The sequence below is a fragment of the Pseudomonas sp. PICF6 genome, from assembly GCF_009831705.1.
In the GTDB taxonomy this organism is placed as follows: domain Bacteria; phylum Pseudomonadota; class Gammaproteobacteria; order Pseudomonadales; family Pseudomonadaceae; genus Aquipseudomonas; species Aquipseudomonas rhizophila.
The window spans coordinates 118-19,626 of sequence record NZ_WUUD01000026.1; the positions used below are offsets into that span (position 1 = coordinate 118).

The window sequence follows — 19,509 nt, forward strand, 5'->3', positions numbered from 1 at the left end:
TGCTTTTGTGTTCGGGCCCTGAATCCTGTGGCAAGCCATGAAATGACATACATAGTTATGTCGTTTGCCCGCACGAAGACTGCTAGCATCGGGACCGAGACTGAACGTTCGAACCGGCCCATCACTCAGGTTGCCCATGCTCGAGAGACCAGCACTGCAAAGGAACGCGACGCTGCCCCCGCCACTCGATACGCGGTATCAGGTTGAAACGCCCGAAGGCATCGACCTGCCGCTGCGCCCGGCAGGGTTGATGCCTCGTGCGCTGGCCTTTGCCATCGACCTGGGCATACGCGGGCTGGTCCTGGGGCTGGTGTTCATCATCCTGGCGTTTTTTGGTGAGCTGGGCATTGGCCTGGGCTCCATCCTGCTGTTCGTTGTCAGTTGGTGGTACATGGTGCTGTTCGAGGTGCTGAACCAGGGGCGCTCCCCCGGCAAGCAGATCATGGGGTTGCGAGTGGTGCAGGACGACGGCAGGCCTATCGGCTGGTCCGCTTCACTGATCCGCAACCTGCTGCGTTTTGTCGACATGCTACCCTTCGGCTACACCTTCGGGGCAATCAGTTGCCTGCAACATCCTGCCTTCAAACGCCTGGGAGACCTGGCCGCCGGCACCCTGGTGGTGTATCGCGAGCAACCGGTCAAACGTCCCGCGCTGCCCCTGGCGCAGTCGATACGACCGCCCTTTACCCTGAGCCTGAACGAGCAACGCGCCGTGCTGGGTTTCGCTGAACGCCAGGCTGAACTGTCCCAAGCGCGGGTCAACGAACTGGCAAGCATCCTGGCCGCGCCACTGAACGTCCAGGCCCCCAGAGCCGTGGCCGAACTCAATGGCATCGCCCGTGGCCTGCTGGGGCCGACATGAAACAAAGCCTGTTCGAAAGCCGCCACCAAGGCGAATGGGACCGACTGTCCCGACAACTCGATCAACTGGAGCGCAGCCGTAACGTGCCCCAAAGCAGTGACTTTCCTCCTGCCTACCGCAGGCTTTGTCAGCATCTGGCGCTGGCCCAGGCACGGGGTTACAGCAGCCTGCTGGTCGACACGCTGCAGCAGTTGGCGTTGCGTGGGCACCAGCAACTCTATCGGGATCGCAGCCGGCCATCGACCAGCCTTTCGACTTTCATCCTGGCCGGTTTCCCCCGACTGGTGCGGGAACAATGGCGTTTCGTACTGGCCGCCGGAGCGATGTTCATGGGCAGCCTGATCGGCATCGGGCTGCTGGTCTATCTGTTTCCCGAGCTGGTCTACAGCCTGTTGAGCGTCGAGGAAGTCAGCCAGATACGTGGCATGTACGACCCCGCCAGCGGGCACCTGGGGCGTTCGATCGAGCGGGCCGCCAGCCAGGACTGGGTCATGTTCGGCTACTACATCATGCACAACATCGGCATCGCCTTTCAGACATTCGCCAGTGGCTTGATGTTTGGCCTGGGTAGCGCGTTCTTCCTGTTTTTCAACGGCCTGACCATTGGTGCGGTGGCCGGGCATCTGACCCAGATCGGCTCGGGTGGGACGTTCTGGTCGTTCGTCATCGGCCACGGCGCCTTCGAACTCACTGCCATCACGTTGGCCGGCGCCGCCGGCCTGCAACTGGGCTGGGCGTTGATCGCGCCGGGGCGCCTCACCCGAGGCGAGGCCTTGCGGATCGCCGCCGGCAAAAGCGTGCTGATGATCGGCGGCGTGATGCTGTTGCTGCTGATTGCCGCGTTCATCGAAGCGTACTGGTCCTCCAGCGCCGTGACAGCCGCGACCAAATACACGGTCGGCGCCTTGTTGTGGCTTTTGGTGATCAGTTATCTGGTGTTTGCCGGACGGACCCGCCATGCGTCTGAGTGATGCCACCGTGGTCATCCGCCCGCGCACCACCTGGGAAGCCATGGACCTGGGCGTGTTGATGAGCCAGCAGCATCGACGTTTGCTGATGACCAGCTGGGCCGTCATCACGCTGCCGGTGTTTGCGCTGTTGTCCCTGCTGCTGTGGGATTCGCCGTCTCTGGCGATGTTCCTGTTCTGGTGGTTGAAACCGGCCTTTGACCGTTTGCCCCTGTACATTTTGTCCAAGGCGCTGTTCGGCGAAACACCGACGCTGAAACAGGCCTTGCGCCAGTGGCCCGCGCTGCTCAAGCCCCAGTTGCTGGCAAGCCTGACCTGGCGACGGCTGAGCCTGAGTCGCAGCTTCCTGATGCCCGTGGTGCAACTCGAAGGACTCGACGGCGAGGCGCGTGAACAGCGCTTGCGGGTGCTGCTGCAACGCAACCGTGGCGCAGCGCAATGGCTGACCGTGATCGGCGTCCACCTGGAGATCGCCTTGTGGTTCGGCCTCATGGCCCTGTTCTACCTGCTCGTGCCGCAACAGGTAGAGCTGCAATGGAACTGGCAGACGCTGATCGCCGTCGCCGAGCACGACTGGTTGTGGCTCGAACACCTGATCAACCTGCTGTATCCCCTGCTGCTGATCGTCTGGGAGCCGGTGTATGTCGCCTGCGGTTTCAGCCTCTACCTGAACCGGCGCACGATACTCGAAGCCTGGGACATTGAGCTGGTGTTCCGGCGCCTGCGCCAACGCCTGAGCAGCACCGCCCCCGCGCTGATGCTGCTGGCACTGCTGCTGGTGCCGCTGGCACCGCCGGCCTGGGCCGCCGAAGACAACACCGGCCCCGACAGCCCGCGGCTGCTCAACCAACCTCTTACCAGCGAAGCCTCCAGGGACAGCATCAAGGCGATCCTCCAGGCTCCGCCGTTCAAGAACCCGGAAACGCTCACCCGCTATCGTCTGGGTGAAGAAACCGCCGAATCGGCCGAGACCGACGAAGCGCCGGGCTGGCTCAAGGCATGGTTCAAATGGATCAGCGGCCAACGCTTCGACATCGCCGCCGCACTGATCCAGATCGTACTGTGGGCCTGCCTGGTGGCGGCGATTGCCTGGCTAGCCTGGCGCTACCGGGAAAGGCTCAGGGCCTTGGTGAATCTGCGACCGACAAAACGCCCACCCGTGGCACGACCGATGCCGGCGCAGATGTTCGGTCTGGATATTCGCGAAGAAAGCCTGCCGGACGACGTGGCCACCAGCGTGGAACAACTATGGGCCGCTGACCCTCGCCAGGCCCTGGGGCTGCTGTATCGGGCCTTGCTCAGCCGGTTGCATCATGACTTTGCGCTTCCCTTGAAACCGGCCGACACCGAAGGCCAGGTGCTGCAACGCATCGAACAGCTTGAGCATGAACGCCTGCTGACCTTCAGCCAACACCTGACTCAGCACTGGCAAAACATTGCATACGGCCATCGCCCGCCGCCGCCCCACCTGCAACAGCAACTGTGCGATGACTGGCGCGGGTTGTTCGGGCCGGAGGCGTCTCGATGAATCGCCGCGCAGGGCTGTTGGTCGGCGCCGGGGTGGCCGCGCTGCTCTGCGTCATGGCCCTCTATCTGTTCCTGAACGCAGTGCCCTATCAGGAAACCATCGATCACGGCCCCTCCCCCGAGGCCCAGGCCAATCCCTACCTGGCCGCCGAACATTTCCTGCGCCGGCAGGGCATAAACGTCGAGCACGCCAATAATCTGGACGTCCTGCCCAACCTTGAGCCTGATCAGCGCAGCCTGCTGTTGTTGGGTGAACGCACCCACATGACCCCACGGGAAGTCGATCAGTTGATGAACTGGGCCCAGGCCGGTGGACGATTGCTGTTTGTCGCCGAAGCCTTGTGGGATAACAGTACCGCCAGCAGCGGCGACTTATTGCTGGACCGTGTGCGCCTGCGTCAATTCCTGAGCAAGGACCTCAAGGCGCCGGAGCCCGAACTCATCAAGGATCGCTACCCCAAGCTGACCAAGCTGTACCTGGAGGACGAAGAAGCGCCCGCGTACGTCGGCTTCGACACCGATTTCCACCTCGAAGACCCGCAAAACCTAGCCCAGGCTTGGGCCAACAGCGCGTTGGCGACCCACATGATGCAGCTCAACCATGGCCTGGGCTCGATCACCGTGCTCACCGACGCCGAGCTGTGGAAGAACGACCATATCGACCAATACGACAACGCCTGGCTGCTCTGGTATTTGAGCGCCGACACCCACGTGACGCTGCTGTATGACATCGACCATGACAACTTGCTGGCCCTGTTGCTGCGTTATTTCCCCCAGGCCTTGGTGGCGCTGCTGGCCTTGATCGCCCTCTGGCTCTGGCGTTCGGCGGTGCGTCAGGGCCCGCTGCAACAACCGGCTCCCAAGGCGCGGCGCCAGTTGGAGGAACACGTGCAGGCCAGCGCCGGTTTTCATCTACGACACAATGGCCGTCAGCATCTGCTGCACAGCTTGCAACAGGACGTGCTGCGCCGGGCACGCCATCTGCATCCCGGTTTCGAACAACTGGCCGTGGCCGAACAGTGGCAAGTGCTCGCCCGCCTGACCCGCCAACCCACGCGGGCCATCAGCCAGGCCTTAAGCCCCCGACCGCAACAGCGCATGTCCAGCGCTGAGTTCTGCCGTCAGGTCGCCCATCTGCAAACCCTCAGGAATGCCTTATGACTGAAGAGAACGAACCTGCCGGCGGCCAGACCCACGCCGCCCAACAGCGCCAGCGCGCCAGTCAACTGGCCCAGGCTATTCGCACCGAGCTGCACAAGGCGGTGGTCGGCCAGGCCGCGGTGATCGACGATGTGCTCACGGCCCTGATCGCCGGCGGACACGTCTTGCTCGAAGGGGTTCCAGGATTGGGCAAGACGCTGCTGGTGCGCGCCCTGGCCCGCTGTTTCGGCGGCGAATTCGCGCGCATCCAGTTCACCCCCGACCTGATGCCCAGCGACGTCACCGGGCACGCGGTGTACGACTTGCAGACCGAGCAGTTCAAGCTGCGCAAGGGGCCGGTGTTTACCAACCTGCTGCTGGCCGACGAAATCAACCGCGCCCCGGCCAAGACCCAGGCGGCGCTGCTCGAAGCCATGCAGGAACGCCAGGTCACCCTCGAAGGTCGCGCCTTGCCCATCGCCCAACCGTTCATGGTGCTCGCCACCCAGAACCCGATCGAACAGGAAGGCACCTACCCGCTGCCGGAAGCCGAGCTCGACCGTTTCATGCTCAAAGTGCGCATGGACTATCCCGACGCCGACCAGGAATTGAACATGGTCCGTCAGGTCAGCCGTTCGACCCGGGCCGACATGCTCGATGTACAACCGTTGCGCACGGTGTTGCAGGCCAAGGACGTGCAAGCGCTGCAACGCATCGCCAGTGACCTGCCGATGGACGATCAGGTGCTCGACTACGCCGTGCGCCTGGCCCGCACCACCCGCAGTTGGCCGGGCCTGACCCTGGGCGCCGGGCCGCGTGCCTCGATTGCCCTGGTGCGCTGCGCCCGGGCCCGGGCATTGTTGCGCGGCGGCGAGTTCGTGGTGCCGGATGACATCAAGGGCTGCGCCCTGGCCGTCCTGCGCCACCGGGTGCGGCTGGCACCGGAGCTGGACATCGAAGGGCTTTCGGTGGATCAGGTGCTGGGGCAACTGCTCGATCAAGTGCCGGCGCCGCGGTTGTGAGGAGGCGGCCTGTGCCAAGAGCACTTCTTGAGGCAAGACCGCTTTCTGTGGCGAGGGAGCTTGCTCCCGCTGGGCTGCGAAGCAGCCCCCTGGTTTTGCCTGGCACACCGCAAGGGGACGCTACGCGTCCAGCGGGAGCAAGCTCCCTCGCCACAGGAAACCTCTTGGCGGCAAACTCTTTTACCAAAGCAAATACCTTCTCCAAGGGAACGCCCCCATGAAACCCGCGCGCCTACTGCTGACCTGGCTCGCCATTCTGCTGGCCCTCGGCATCGTGCTGGGCGCGTTGCGGGCGCTGGGCGTTGCGGTTCCATCGATGTTGCTGTCGATCCACTGGGGGTTGCTGCTGGCCCTTCTGGCCCTGGCAATACTTGATGCCGTACGCCTCAAGCGCTTGCCCTCGCCCCGGGTGCAACGGCAGATGCCCGGCAGCCTGGCACTGGGTCGCTGGAGCGAAGTGCGGCTACAGATCAGCCATGACTTTGCGCAGCCGCTGAATGTTCAGGTCTTCGATCACGTCCCCGACGGCCTGGACTTCGAAAGCCTCCCCTTGTCGGTCGAGCTGCAACCCGGTCAACACAGCCAGGTTGGCTACCGCCTGCGCCCGCTCAAGCGCGGTCACTTCAGCTTTGAACACTGCGAAATCAGCCTGCCCAGCCCATTGGGCCTGTGGGCCGGCAAACGTCTGCTGGACGCCCTCGACCACACCCGCGTCTACCCGGATTTCGCCAGACTCTACGACGGTCAACTGCTGGCGGTGGACAACTGGCTCAGCCAATTGGGTATCCGCCAGCGCCAACGGCGCGGCCAGGGGCAGGAGTTTCATCAACTGCGCGAATTTCGCGAAGGCGACAGCCTGCGCCAGATCGACTGGAAGGCCACTGCCCGCCATCGCACACCGATTGCCCGGGAGTACGAAGACGAGCGCGACCAGCAGATCATCTTCATGCTCGATTGCGGCCGGCGCATGCGCAGCCAGGACGGCGAGCTGGCGCACTTCGACCACGCCCTCAACGCCTGCCTGCTGCTCAGCTACACCGCGCTGCGCCAGGGTGACGCCGTGGGCCTGAGCACCTTCGCCAGCGAACAGCCACGCTACCTCGCACCGGTCAAAGGCACCGGTCAACTCAACGTGTTGCTCAACACCGTGTACGACCTGGACAGCAGCCAACGCCCGGCCGACTACCAGGCCGCCGTCACCCAACTGCTGACCCGGCAAAAGCGCCGAGCCCTGGTGGTGCTGGTGACCAACCTTCGCGATGAAGACGATGAAGAGCTGCTGGCCGCCGTCAAACGCCTGGGCCAACAGCATCGGGTTCTGGTGGCGAGCCTGCGGGAAGAGGCACTCGACCGCTTACGCCAGACACCGGTGCAAACCCTGCCCGAAGCCCTGACCTATTGCGGGACAGTGGATTATTTGAACGCCCGGGCCGAATTGCATGAGCGCTTGAGTGCCCATGGGGTGGCGGTGCTGCAAGCCCGGCCCGGGGAGTTGGGGGCCGAGCTGGTGACGTTGTATCTGGGGTGGAAGAAGGCGGGGAATTTGTAGACCCTCAGAAGCGTTGTCAGACCGTACTTCCGTCGTAACGGTTACGGATCGACAAATGAAAATTATCGTCTCCAAACTCGTCTATTGAAGCCTCACCGCGTTCATCGGTGCGAATGCCGGAAGGCCCGCCGTTGACGAGTACCTCAAGCCCGGCGGCGACTTTATTCGAATACCGAGAACGGGCACGAATGCTCTTTATACGATCAGGTGGCGGACTCGTCGTTGAGCTGTCCATATTCAGTCTCGTCGTCCAACGTTCAACCTTTACCAGGTTATTGCCCAATGACATGGCCAATACCTCAGTCGTCTCCCCCGACTCCACGGCTTCCATGTGCAAGGAAAAGTCCGCATCCTGGGTCGTATTCAAGAAATTCAACTGCCACGTCACGCCCTCCGGGCCCAGCAACTGGGGAGTGTGCAATGGGGGGGTGATCACCACACCGAGATCTGCGGCGGGCTCCCCACTCCATACCAGTTTTACATTTTTATTCAGAAACTGGCTGGAGGAGTGCGGTCGCACGGTAAAAGTGTGCCTTGCGCCATGGCAGGGATAGGCACGGCCTCCGAAACTCACTGGAATTTCGTCAAATGTGTTCTCAAACTCCGGCTGACTTATTTGCCCCGGCAATGGCGGAGACTTCGGCATCCCGCTCATCAGCGGCATATCGAATTGCAGTACAAACGGGTCAATCTGGGTCTCCTGGGTGGAGATAGACCAGCTCAACGCAGTACTCCCCGCCTCCATCGCCACCAACTGCCCCAACGGCGGATCGAATATCAAACCCTGTGCTTGTTCGCCCGGCTTATATTCCAGAAGGACTTGCGCATCCGGATCGCCGATCAACCAGCTGTACTCATAATCCAGCGTCAACGTGCAAACCTCTCCGGGGACCAGATTCAGTTCCACGTCAGGCCACCTTACGGGTCGGCCATTGATGTAGGGGTTGAATTCCTGAAGCCAGGTCATGTCATTGGGCAGCAGTTCAAAGGTCAGACCTGCCACCTCCCATCCCGCATAGCCCCCCGTGACAATGGCGTATAGCACCCCCTTCCGCACGCCGGGCAACCTGAACTGCACCGGGGCTTGCCCGTCGGCATTTGTCCGGGTCGACGCAATCGTGATGTGGGGGTACTCCCACCGCACCTCGACGTCTTCCAAGGGCTCGCCGGTCATGGCCGACACCACAGTCACGAGCGCTGAAACCAGCTCGCCGATATGACCATTGGCTTGGTCGCTGGTGAGCGACCGGATTTCCCGGGGCTCGTGCAAGAAGTACGACAGCACCACCGATGCCGCGTACGGCCCTTCCCCCACCGTCGCAGTCAACTGTGCCGCGCCGGGCGTGGTGGGCACATAACGCACGCGCGCCACCCCGTAATAATCGGTCACGGTGGTCACTTGCCCCAGGTCATCACCGCGCCAGGTCACGATCACCCCGGCAATCGGCCTGCCACTGATGGAGGAGATCACGGTGACCTGTTCGACCAGTTCCTGCTCCCACCCCAGTATTTGCTGAACCCCGCTGTCCCAGCGGATCTCCAGCACTTGCTCGCCCTCGCCCAACGACATCGCGTTCGCCGGGGACAGGCTGGCCAGACGCTGGGACGCCAGGCGCAAGGCAAAGCTGCCGTCCTTCAGATCGCCGGCCTTGAGCGTGAAACGCAAGCCCTCGCAGGGAAACTCGCGAGGCATTCCCAAGGGGTCAGGTAAAAAGCTGATGCCCAGTTCGGTGGGCCCGGTTCCGGTCATGCCAAGCGTTAGCTCACGCTCGAACAAAGGGCTGTTCTCGGAGGCCATCAGCTCAAAAACATGTTCGCCCTTGCGGCGCGGAAAGTAGGTTTTTTCACCCCAGAGTCGCGCGGGCGCGCCATCAAACCGGACCCTCAGCCCCGCCCACGGATCACTTGCCAGCGCCGTGACTTCAAAGGGCCGTTCCTCTTCGTAGCCGTCGTAACGACTGCTCACCGAGGCCTTCACTGCCTGGGTGCCGGCGGCGGCCGGCGCCACGGCAAAACCCGACCAACCATCGGCGTCGGTGGGTTGCGCGCTTGAACTGCCCGCTGTCCAGGTCACCGGCACCTGCTCCACGGCACGCCCGGTGAAGTGGGAAACCACCTGGACCCACAGCCACGCAGGATCCTGCCCGACCACTGGGTCGACCGGCGATTCGCGCCAGCCCTGGATCCTGACTTTGTTATGGGCCAGCGTCATCGGCTTGGCCGTGGCGACGAAGTCCAGCGCAGGCACTGCCCACGCCAGGGCAAACTCGCCCGGTTGTTCACTGGCGGTAAAGTCCAGCGTCCAGATCGCGCCGCCGTCGTTGATCGGTTGCGCAAGATTCAACGCAGGGCGCACCGTTGCCCCCAGTTCCTCGGCGGGTGCCCCCGACCACGCCAACGTTGATTCCAACCCCACCAGCGGGCTCAGCGCATTGGGTAAAACGCTAAAACGATGAAGCGCGCCCAGACACGGATAAAGCGCCTGGGCGTCCAGTGCGGCGGTTATCTGGTCGAGTCTCAGGCTGACTTCTTCCGTCAGATTCTCGGACATCAATCGCCCCGTCAGCTCGCGAACGACTGAAACGCTCTCCAGGCGCAACTCCAGCTCAAACAGGCTGCTGGTGCTCGTATTCGCTTGTGAGGCGAGATTCCACTCCGTACCGGCTGCCACCAGCGCTTTGGGCGTTCCAAGGTCACTGGGCACCAGCCCGATATCCGGCGCCGTCCCGCGCCAATGCAGACTGATGTTCTTACCGATCCATGAGCTGCCGGAATTGGGCAGCACTTTGAGTGTGTGCGTCTGCCCGCGCCAGCAGAGCACACCGAGCGCATTGCGCTCGACCACCTCGCCATCGAGCAGAATACTGACCTCGTTTTTCCAGGGGCTGGTGGCAATCGCCTTCACCTCAAACGGGCGCTCCACCGCCACGGCCTCGCCATGGGCCTTGATACTGGCGATGACCACTTTGTCCCCCGCACTCTGCGGCGTGTACAACACACTGGCCCAACCGCCGATGCCGGTGGTAACGGTGGATAGCGTCTCGCCCCCGGTTTTCCATTCGACCTGGGCATTGATGACCGGATCGCCGTCGCCGCTGGCCACGAAGTGCACCACCTGCACCCGCAACAGCACGCTTTCGTTTTCGTCCACCACGGGAAACTTGTTGGCCTCTCGGACTTCACCCACCCGAACCAGATTGCGCGCCAGCGACATGTTTTTTTTCGGTGAAGGCAGCAACAGTTTCGAACAGGTCAGTTGCAGGTCGAACCGACCGTCAGACCGATCTTCGCTGGTCAAGGTCCAGGCCAGTTCGGCGCCGGTGACCGGCACCGGAGCTTCAAGGGCCGGGCTGACGGCCACCCCCAGTTGCTCGTGGGAATCACCACTCCAATGCAACGACAGCTGCGTCCCCTGCAAGGGGCTGGCGGCGGGCAGTTTCACGTCGAGGGGATACTCCGAGCCGCGGTTGGGGTAACCGGTTTTTTCCTCCCAACGCGACTCAACCCCCTCGACCACCGTCAGCACATCCTTCCACGGATCCGTGGCCAGCACCCGCACCGTCAGGATTTGAGTCAACGTGCCAGAGGCGTAGTAGAGGCTCTCGACCGACGCCTGGATCTCGACATCACCGGCCTGCGTCGGTTGAAAATCGAAGTAGGCCCAGCCGTCAGTTCGGCTGACGGCAACGCCGGTGACCTGCCCGGTCGTGGAGGTCCAGTTCACGGTGCGGTCGCTCAAGGGTTGCCCGGTGTAATAGGAAGTGACCTGCACCCCCAAACGCACACTTTGGTCGTATTCAAGCACCGGGTAATACGCCGCCTCGAGCACGCCACGAAAGGCCAGACGATGATGCCCCAGGGACACCTGCACCGGATAAGCATCGGCGGCGTACTGGTTAACCAGGTCCATCGAAAACAGATAGGGACCGTCTTCACCGATCGCCGGACAGTCCAGGGCCCAGGCCGAATCCAACGGGTGATCCACACCCCAGGCCGGGGTCGCGAGCACCGCGCCCTGGGGGTTGTCATCGCTGGTCAACGCAGCTTGGGTGCCGGCCCATGCATTGTCCGGATCGGGCCTGAATTCAAGCTGATGAGCCAAGTCACCCGAGGCCCCCAGGCACACGTACAAAGGCCCGGTTGCCGGCAGTGTCTGCTCGTCAAGCTTGAACGCTTGCATCAGCACTGGCTCAAGGTACACTTGGAGGTTGATGCGCGTAATGCGGATGGCCCCGATGTCGTCTTCGGGGGCGTTTCGCGGGCTTTGAATATTCAGCGTGAGGGTGTCTTGAGCGTTGAACGGCAGGTCCAAGGGTACGTTGTAGGCAATAGGTCTGTAATCCAGCGGCTGACCGTCCCTCAGCCGTGCCTGATCCTCCTCCACATCCCGGGCTGCTCCTCTCGGCAACAGGATTTCCTGCTCCTGCGGATGTTTATCGCTGCTAATGACCAGCCTGCCCGGTTCGGTATGCCTCGTCTCGCACAGAAAGGTGAGGACGTAGCGCGCTGGAGCGCCTGGATCCTTGGGCGCCGTCAGCGCCTGACTGACCGAAGCCTCATCGCCGATGGTCAGAAAACTAACGAACTCCTCCTCCCCCTCATACCACTCCTTCCCAGTGCCCAGGTCGCCCGGAATCGGTCCCCGTGTCCAGTGCTCGATCCAGTTTTCGAAGTCGCCATTGAGCACCAGATTTTCATTGGCCAGGATAATCGGCTTATTCATGGCGAGCTGCTCCTTCGGCGGTTGAGTAGGGGGGAGTCAGGCTGATCTGATCTTCGACGGCTCGCACGAACGGTGGCTCGCCGGCCCTGGCCATGTAACGGATGCGCACGATGATGTCCGTCAACGACAGCAGCGTGCTCTTCTGCGGCTCATGGACCGCCCTTGGAAAACTCAACAGCCAGCGTGAAACCACCCCGGTGTTTTCGAAGGGGTTGAGCATGCTGTCATCGGGTTTCATCGCCACCATGCCGTGGTCGCCAAGCCCCATCGACAAGGCGATCTGCTGACCGCTGCGCAGGTTGATCTGCACATCGGAAGGCGCCACGTTACCCACGGGATCATGCAAGTACTTCACCGCTGGAAGGGATGCCTTGGTAGCCGTCATGCTGCTGATCTGAAGCAAGGTGGCACGTACATGTTCATAGGGCCCGATCAGCACAGGCAGGTCGACCTCGACCGAGCTGATTTGCCGGCAGTAATGCCCCGGGTGGTCGCGGTCGAACAGCAATTGAGAGAGTTTGAACTCCAGCGTTCCCTTGGTGCGCAACTGATCCAGGGCGCTCGCCCAACTGCTGTTGGGGGCCTGCGGGTCGCTCGCATCATCGAACAACTGGCGCAAGGAAATGGTCTTGACCAGCTCCAACCGCCGTTCAAAGCGTTGCAGGTACTCGCGCTCCATGCGCATCAAATGCCCGCGCAGGTGTTCGCCTGCCGTCAGACCGTGGCGGTTGTCCAGCCAGACCTGGGGCAAGGGGATCTGCGAATCATAGTCACCGGTTTCGGCACTCAGCGAGGCCTGGGCGCTGAGGCACAGACTGACGACGGCATCGTAGGCCTGGTAATGCAACGCCTTGAACTGACCCAGCAGCCAGCCATACAGCTCGGCATTGGACGCGCGCTTTTTGATGAAGTTGTACACCGTCAAGGCCTGGTTGTTGGCCAGCAGGGTTTGATCCAGCGTGGTTTGAGCGGCGCTCACCGCGTGGGTCTGAGCGGTGATTTGCGCATCGAGCGCACGCACCTCCGCCTGCGCCTGATTACGTTGCAGTAGCCATTCTTCACGGCGACGCCGGTAACTTTCGGTGGTGGCCTGTTTGTCCGCGTCCATTTGCAACACCGACGAAGCAACATCCAGACCGAAACAAACCGCGTCGGCTATTTTCTCGAGACGATGCCCACCGGCGGCCAAACCAAAAATATTGGGCATCGAGGCAATCACGGCGCCCGCGGGTTTGATGCTTGCCGAGGTCAATGCCAGGATTTTGGAAAGCTGCAAGCTCTCCATGACCTCGTATTCGACCTTCGACACGTTTTCGTTGTAGAGATGCTCATAAGCGGTTGCCCGTTCCTCTGCCACCGCCCGGCTTTGCTGCAGCGCAGTCCTGCTCGCCTGGAGCTGAGTGATGTTCTGTTCCTGCACCGTCTGGGCGTAGCTGCCCAGTTCCACCAGATGGTTCTGTTGCAGTTCCTGCTGCTCGGCCTGGTCCCGTTGTTCAAGCAGACGCAGCACCTGGGCGCCGTGATCCTGGAGCGCCTGCACGGCGCGCAATGCCACCTCGAACGTCGTGCGCCAGCGGAAAGCCCCCACCACCAACCGACCGCCCATGGGCCTTGGCGCACCGACACCACCGGCCGCCAGGTCGCGCAACAACGCGTTGGGATCGGTGGGTGGGCTGAATAGCGGTGTGTCCAGTGGCTTGCCGTCCAGGGTGAGGTTGTTGCGCAGGTTATGCAGGCGCTGGCCGGGCAAGTCGTACAGCGCGAGCAACTGCTCATTGATCGGAGCCTTGAAAGGCTCGTTGGCCAACAGCCCCAGCAGCGGCGGCGCTTCGGCGGCCGCGGGGAAATCCGCGAGGCTGAACGCCAGGCTTTGCTCGAACTGCTCAAGTGCCGGTCGCGACCTGCTTTTGTTCATCAAGCTGTCTACCGTGTCGGTTTCCCAGCGGTTGACCGTGCGCACCGCCGGTGCCTTGCCCATCAGAAATTCGGCCTGCACGTAACACAGCTTGGCCGCCACCAGGCTGTCACGGGTGAGCTGGCGGTAATACCAGTCGCCCCAGGCCAGCAAGTTCTTGACGTACTCCGAGAACACCAGAATCTGAAAGTGCCGGGGCGCCGAATAGCCGATGGCGTCAGGGTCGGTGGGCGCCTGGGTTTCACAGCCCAGGTTGCCGTTGCTATTCAAAGGGCGGCAGCGCCAATACTTCGGTTTGGGATTCGGGTACTGAGGGTCGTTGGCCGGGTCGGCCGGCGCTTGCGGGTCGAACAGGTAATGCAACCATTTCTGCGCTTCCAGGAAGCGGTCCTCGGTGCGCAAACGTGTGGCCACCAGATGCGGCAGGTGGAAAAACAGCTCCCAGAAAAACAGACCGTTAGCGCCGTCGAAGGCTCCGTTCGGCTCGCTGATCGTTTGGCTTTCCGGGGGCGGCTCCGGCAGAAACTGCGTGTCCCAATCCAGCACCGCCTCGACGGAGATATTCGAGCGCTGCACCAGCTCGGGGCCGAACAGCGAATTCAGGCGGGCGTACTTAAGGGTCAGCTCGGGTTGGTTGAGGGAGAGAAACTGCGCTGCATCGAGGCTGTTCTTGAGCAGTGAGACAGGGGCAAACTTCGTGACGTTGATGATGGTCAGTTCGAATTTATTTCGGCCATATCCACCCGTGGTTGCGGTATGCCCGAACGAAAACGTTGTTGGCTCCGGCCATGAGCCACTCTCACGCTGAAACTCCTGCCATTCGGTACTCCAGCCACCGGCCAAGGGAAAACTTCCCGAAATGGGTGGAGGGTCGTCGGCCGAATTTTGCAACGTCAGGTCAAAGGTGGCCTCTCCGGTCAAACCCGTTGGCCTGCAATAGCCCTGCACAAACAGCTTGTCCATGTCGGTGCTGGCGTCGCGAAACACCACCGCCTGCAGGCTCAGGTACGGTGTCAAACTGCCCGTCCTCTCCAGAACACCGGGCGGATATCCAGTATCGTCACGCCCGTGGGCGTGTCCACCGGCAGCCATTCACTCCAGACCGCCGGGTTGATGGCCGGGCAAGTGGGAGAGAGCTCGACCTCGGCCTTGCGCCAGAAGTATTGGTAAGGCGGCACCCGCTGGCGACCGACAAAGTAGTAGTCGGCCCGGGCCGGCGAGACGCTGTCCATGTAGCTGCTGAGCACGTCCAGGTTGCAGGTTTGCTCGAACGTTTGCAGGTACTCCTGCAAGGCAACCTGCACCGAATCACTGTTCAAGTGTGCCTGGTTGAGGTTGTTTTCAAGGGTCTTGAACAGGCTGGTCTTGCGCTGCCGCACGAAGGGGTTGATGAAGTTTTCCGGGTACAGCGCGATCATTTGCAGCGCCGACCAATCCGGGTAGTTGTTGTAGAGCTCCCAGGTGGCCAGGTCCCGCTTGTCGAACTCGGTGTCGGCATAGCCGGGTTCCAGTTTGCGGTAGGCGGCGTGGATGAACTGCTGGGCGCAACTGGTCGCTTCGGCGACCCAGGAGCTTTGCACCGGGTAACTGTCCAGGGGATCCAGGCGCAGCAGTTCGAACAGGTCCGCCGGGGTCCGCAGGAAGTTGTACGGAGGATTCTGACCACTTTTTTCAACGTGCCCGAGGCTGTATTCGATCAGGGCGGTCCGGCGTTTTTCGAGCAAGTCACTCAACGTGTTCAGAGTCATGGTACTTGCTCCTCGCGTTCAAAGATGATGGGCGGGAAATTAGCTAACACGCCACCTTCAGGGGCAACGCTGATCTGGAACTTTCCGCCAGTAGGGCTGGAAACAAATGTTCGGGCCACGCCCTCCTGGTTGGTGTAGCTCTGATCCGGTCGATAAACCACCGTGCCTCCCCCGTCGTTCATGTCCTTGCTTAACCAGCGCGTCAGATGGTTTTTCGCAATGTTTCTATGGATGTCCTTGATGGTGGCGTAGAGTTCGACTTCCTGACCGGCAGGTACCGCTTCCAGAGGTACCGGTGACATGGACCGTAGTGGGATGACTATGTGTTCAGCATCGATAGTGACCTCGACGGTCGGGGCATACTCGCGCTCAAACAGATCGAGCCAGAATTGCGGCGTGTCCCACCCCGTCACCTTGCCCGGTTTGTATTCGGCCTTAACCACGCCGTCGGTTTCCGTAGCCTTGGTTTCAACGGTCCCCAGTTCAGCGCTCCAGTAAACGTTGACGCCGCTCAACGGGTTCCCGTCGCTGTCCATAAGGGTGACGGTGAAGGTGATTGTTTCATCAGTCCCAGCCACCACCGTGGACTTGTCCGGATTGCACGTCACAGTAACGAGCTGCTTCAGATCCCCGGTGAAGGTCACCAACGGCCTATCGGATTCGGACAGGCTCAGCAAGGCATGTTCGGCGGCCGCCTTGTAGGCAGGTTTGTTGATCTCTTCTGGCAGCCCGCCCATCAGGAAAATCGTCAAGGCATCCATGCTGGTGCGCGCCGCCAGCACCCTGACCCGCATCAACAGATCGAGCTGGGGCAGGTTTTTCAGGATTTTTTGCGCAGATTGGAAGCGGCTGACGCACTCGCGCACCTCCTGCACACTCCAGTCAAAAAAACCGGCCAGCCGGATGGACGCCGCTTGTTCGGCCAGACGCAGTGCTTGCCCCCCTATCGGAGAAGGCAGCGCATTGACCTCGCGCAGGTAGTCGAGCAGCGTCTGCGCCGGCTGGTCGCTCAGCTCGAACGCACGGTTGAGGGTGGTCAGGTAATAAAGCGTGCGCACCGTGAACGCGTGCTTGTCGTCCTGATCCAGCCAGGCTTTATGGCCGTAATCCAGATAATCGCGCAACACCTCGGCGCTCAGCTCAAGTTTCGCCACCACCGCACTGCGACGGCGCACATCGGCCAGCAGCGCAAGCAATGGGTCAGCCAAGGCGTTGCGTCGCTTCACCGAGCCTTCAAGATGCGAAAGGTCACGTTCGAGCACCAGACGCAGCAACCGGCTCACCGTTGAATTGGCCCACGCCAGCACCTCGAGCGCTTGCTCGGAACCGATACCCGTGTAAACCGCCAGGCATTCCTTGACCACCGAGACCTGGGCGTCCCTGGCCTCCAACACCACCGCGAGCAGCCTCTCGACGATGGCGGGGCGCTCCAGTTCATATTGTTCACCGAGGCCGATGGTCACGGCGTAATCAAGCTCTCTTCGCGCAAAGTCCAGGTATTGAGCCTCGGTTCCCGTGCGCGACATCACCAGTCCATCGGACTCGACCAATGTCGTTTGCATCCCCAGCAGCTCCAGCCAACTGGCGCCCGCCATCGCCGGCACACCGCCCATCAGGATCGCCGAGTGGGTGAGCATTGCGCCGGGCAACAGATTGAGCAACTGCTCAAAAAGCCGACCCTCAGCGTCCCGGGAAGCGTCCAGCGCAGAAGGCGGCGAGACCTGCTGCACCATCCAAAGCACCGGCAGGTCGTGATCGGCACACCAGTCCACACACAATTGCATGGCCTGGATGAGGTTCAGCACATCCGGGCTATCGCTTGTGGTGGAGTTGATCCGGGGCACACCCGCCAAACCGTCGAGCCAAAGCTCCCCACCCAACACCGTCAGCAACAACACGCCTTCGACCGGGGTAATGCCCAACAGCCGGGGCAGCTTCACCATGCGGTAGAAACTGGACACGATCGCCAGGTTACGCGGCAGACTGTCGCCGTCGATGCCATGGGCATTGGCAATCGCCAGGGCCAGGTAGTTGTAGGTCTGCAGGTCGATGCCCAACGCGCTGCACAATTGGCTGACGGTCAGGTCGGGCACCTCAGGTGCCGGCACGATCGGAAACGTTCCGCCGTCGAGCTTCAAGGGGTCACGGTAATCGCCCTGGCCATTGAAGAGCTGATCGAATTGGGACAGTGCTTCACCGCGACCGTAAATCGACAACTCGTCGATAAACACGGCAAAGTCGTTCACCGGGCATTCACAGCGCTCGCGCAAGGACTGAAACAGGCCGAGGGCATGCACGACCTGTTCGGTGATCCACCAATTATCGGCCGGCGCACCACCGCGCACTTCAGCCTTGATGGCCGCCACCAGCAGCGCATCCACCTGTTCGCTGGGCAGTGCCAGCCATTGATCCAGGCGCAACTTGCGATTCATCCGGTCGAAACGCGCAAGCCCCACGGCGTCGCCTGGGCTCACGGAGAGTTCATGACTAAACGAATCGCCCTCTTCGCTACCGGTAATATGGACAGCGGGGTGGGTATTGGCATTGAGATAAACCGAACCGGAGCGCCCGCTTTCCGGTTCTTCAGGCACCGTTTGCGACGGGTAGGTCACATTGGCCGAACGCGCAGGCGCAAAGCCCCGTACTGACAACAACGCCTCAAGCCCCAGGGTGTCGAGCTTGGTTCGCTCACCGAAGAAAGGCACCTGATCAAGGTCTTCCCACGCCCCCTCCCCAGCCCCGAAGTTCTCCAAATAAAAAGCTGTGCGGTTCGCGCTGGCAACGGGCGGTTCGGTGAGCAACCGCCGCTGATAAGGCCCCAGCCGCGACGCATGGGCCAGGGCCGGGCCCACATCGCTGTACCAGGCCTGGGTCTGGAAAAAATACGGAAAGGACGGGCTCACGCTTTGGGCAAAACTGCCCACCGACAGGCCATGGTGGCGGGCAACGGTGTCCACCGTGACCCAATGTTGGAAGTACGGCAGCCCGTTGGGATAACGCGCCTCGATCATGGCCTGTTCCAGTTCCTCCGGAAGCAGACCGATAAACTTTTCCAGCACCGGGACGATGATGTCCACCGACGACACCGATTGATGCACTGCGTTGAAATCGATGCTCAGCGGCTTCAGGTCTTTGCGCCGGTCATGCAAGGGCAACTTGCTTGCGTCGCTTGAAACCGCTTCGATGCGTTGCTCGATCCACCGCATCAACTCAATCAAATACGCCACGGGTGATGCGAAAGACTCCAGGGCCTGGGGTGGGCACAAGCTGTCGAACTGAGGATTGAACAAGAGCTCGAAACTGGGGCCTTGAACCATCGACAGCAAACCACTGCTTGCCCGCCGCTGCTCTTTTGCCGAACCGTACAGGGTGTGCTCGATGAACTGACGCCGCAGGTAAATGGCCATGCTGTTGAGGCGCCGTAACAGCTGACGAGCGTCATCGGCGCTCACGCCAAAGTCTCTCACCAATCCCTGTACGCCCTTTTCCACCAGCGTAAAGATCGAACCGCCCTCTTCGAGGTACGTGTGCAGCGTTGCGTAGTGGGTGAGTTGTTGGTCACTGAACACCTGATTCAGCAGCTGTAAAGCGGGGCGGGAGTCAGCCATGGACGAGTCCTCGAATTCGATAACGGCCCGAAGCGGCCCGACGAAGCCGTCAGGCCGAGCGTTTGCTTAACGTGATTTGGCGCTTGCGAGCCCAAGCCGTCTACTGTCAGAACCGACAGGTTTCATGACCGTCTATCGGGAGTTGGGCGCCTGGTTAGGGCTGCTGGGCGGCTGGACTTCAAAGCGCCCGCTCTCAACCCAATCGGAGGCCGTCGCGCCGTCCGCCGTGTCGGTGATGGTCTGCCTGAACCGGCACCAGTGGCCGCCAGCGGCCAGCGATTGCGACGCCCCGCCCTGCCAACCACCCGCTTCGACGTTGAGATCCGAAGCCCAGACTTGATCCGGATTGAACCAGCTCACCACTTGCCCAACACCTGGTCTTCCCTCGCCTTCGAAGCGAACCGGGTTGTCGACCCAACCTCCGGCCACGGGCACGTCGATGGAAGG

At 61.7% G+C, this 19,509-nt stretch carries 10 protein-coding genes and 1 pseudogene; 6 read left to right on the forward strand and 5 right to left on the reverse strand.

Annotation, left to right across the window (positions count from 1 at the left end; translation table 11 throughout):
* The first annotated feature begins 136 nt into the window (after positions 1–136).
* The 6 genes from GSM73_RS16665 to GSM73_RS16690 all read left to right on the forward strand — a co-directional run bounded on the left by GSM73_RS16665 (position 137) and on the right by GSM73_RS16690 (position 7,068).
* Positions 137–862, forward strand: a complete 726-nt coding sequence (locus tag GSM73_RS16665) for an RDD family protein (RefSeq protein ID WP_076383680.1) — start codon at positions 137–139, stop codon at positions 860–862.
* Positions 859–1,833 (forward strand): stage II sporulation protein M, encoded by a 975-nt coding sequence (locus GSM73_RS16670; protein ID WP_047227097.1) that lies wholly within the window; start codon positions 859–861, stop codon positions 1,831–1,833. The genes GSM73_RS16665 and GSM73_RS16670 overlap by 4 nt, the downstream gene beginning before the upstream one ends.
* The gene (locus GSM73_RS16675) at positions 1,820–3,358 is read left to right on the forward strand and encodes a DUF4129 domain-containing protein (RefSeq protein WP_107321964.1); all 1,539 of its coding nucleotides are present in this window, start codon (positions 1,820–1,822) and stop codon (positions 3,356–3,358) included. The genes GSM73_RS16670 and GSM73_RS16675 overlap by 14 nt, the downstream gene beginning before the upstream one ends.
* Positions 3,355–4,518 (forward strand): DUF4350 domain-containing protein, encoded by a 1,164-nt coding sequence (locus tag GSM73_RS16680; protein ID WP_160893276.1) that lies wholly within the window; start codon positions 3,355–3,357, stop codon positions 4,516–4,518. The genes GSM73_RS16675 and GSM73_RS16680 overlap by 4 nt, the downstream gene beginning before the upstream one ends.
* On the forward strand, positions 4,515–5,519 hold the full coding sequence (locus GSM73_RS16685; RefSeq protein WP_047227100.1) for a MoxR family ATPase: 1,005 nt from the start codon (positions 4,515–4,517) through the stop codon (positions 5,517–5,519). Before GSM73_RS16680 ends, GSM73_RS16685 begins: the two co-directional genes overlap by 4 nt.
* 217 nt (positions 5,520–5,736) lie before the next feature.
* Positions 5,737–7,068: a DUF58 domain-containing protein gene (locus tag GSM73_RS16690; RefSeq protein ID WP_047227101.1), complete on the forward strand. Its 1,332-nt coding sequence runs from the start codon at positions 5,737–5,739 to the stop codon at positions 7,066–7,068.
* Between the two features lie 16 nt (positions 7,069–7,084).
* On the opposite strand, the gene GSM73_RS16695 is transcribed toward GSM73_RS16690, so the two are convergent.
* From GSM73_RS16695 to GSM73_RS16710, 5 genes and pseudogenes are all read right to left on the reverse strand, one after another.
* Complete coding sequence (locus tag GSM73_RS16695) at positions 7,085–11,791, reverse strand: Ig-like domain-containing protein (RefSeq protein WP_160893278.1); 4,707 nt, start codon at positions 11,789–11,791, stop codon at positions 7,085–7,087.
* Positions 11,784–14,723 carry an insecticidal toxin complex protein TcaB2 gene (locus tag GSM73_RS16700; RefSeq protein WP_306110017.1) on the reverse strand — a complete coding sequence of 980 codons (2,940 nt, stop codon included), beginning with the start codon at positions 14,721–14,723 and terminating at the stop codon, positions 11,784–11,786. Before GSM73_RS16700 ends, GSM73_RS16695 begins: the two co-directional genes overlap by 8 nt.
* Positions 14,720–15,454: a neuraminidase-like domain-containing protein gene (locus GSM73_RS28105; protein ID WP_306110018.1), complete on the reverse strand. Its 735-nt coding sequence runs from the start codon at positions 15,452–15,454 to the stop codon at positions 14,720–14,722. The genes GSM73_RS16700 and GSM73_RS28105 overlap by 4 nt, the downstream gene beginning before the upstream one ends.
* A complete protein-coding gene (locus GSM73_RS16705; RefSeq protein WP_160893280.1) occupies positions 15,451–19,062 on the reverse strand; it encodes a Tc toxin subunit A in 3,612 nt (1,203 codons plus the stop codon). Before GSM73_RS16705 ends, GSM73_RS28105 begins: the two co-directional genes overlap by 4 nt.
* A 132-nt stretch (positions 19,063–19,194) precedes the next feature.
* A pseudogene (locus GSM73_RS16710) lies at positions 19,195–19,509 on the reverse strand (hypothetical protein); the annotation flags it as partial.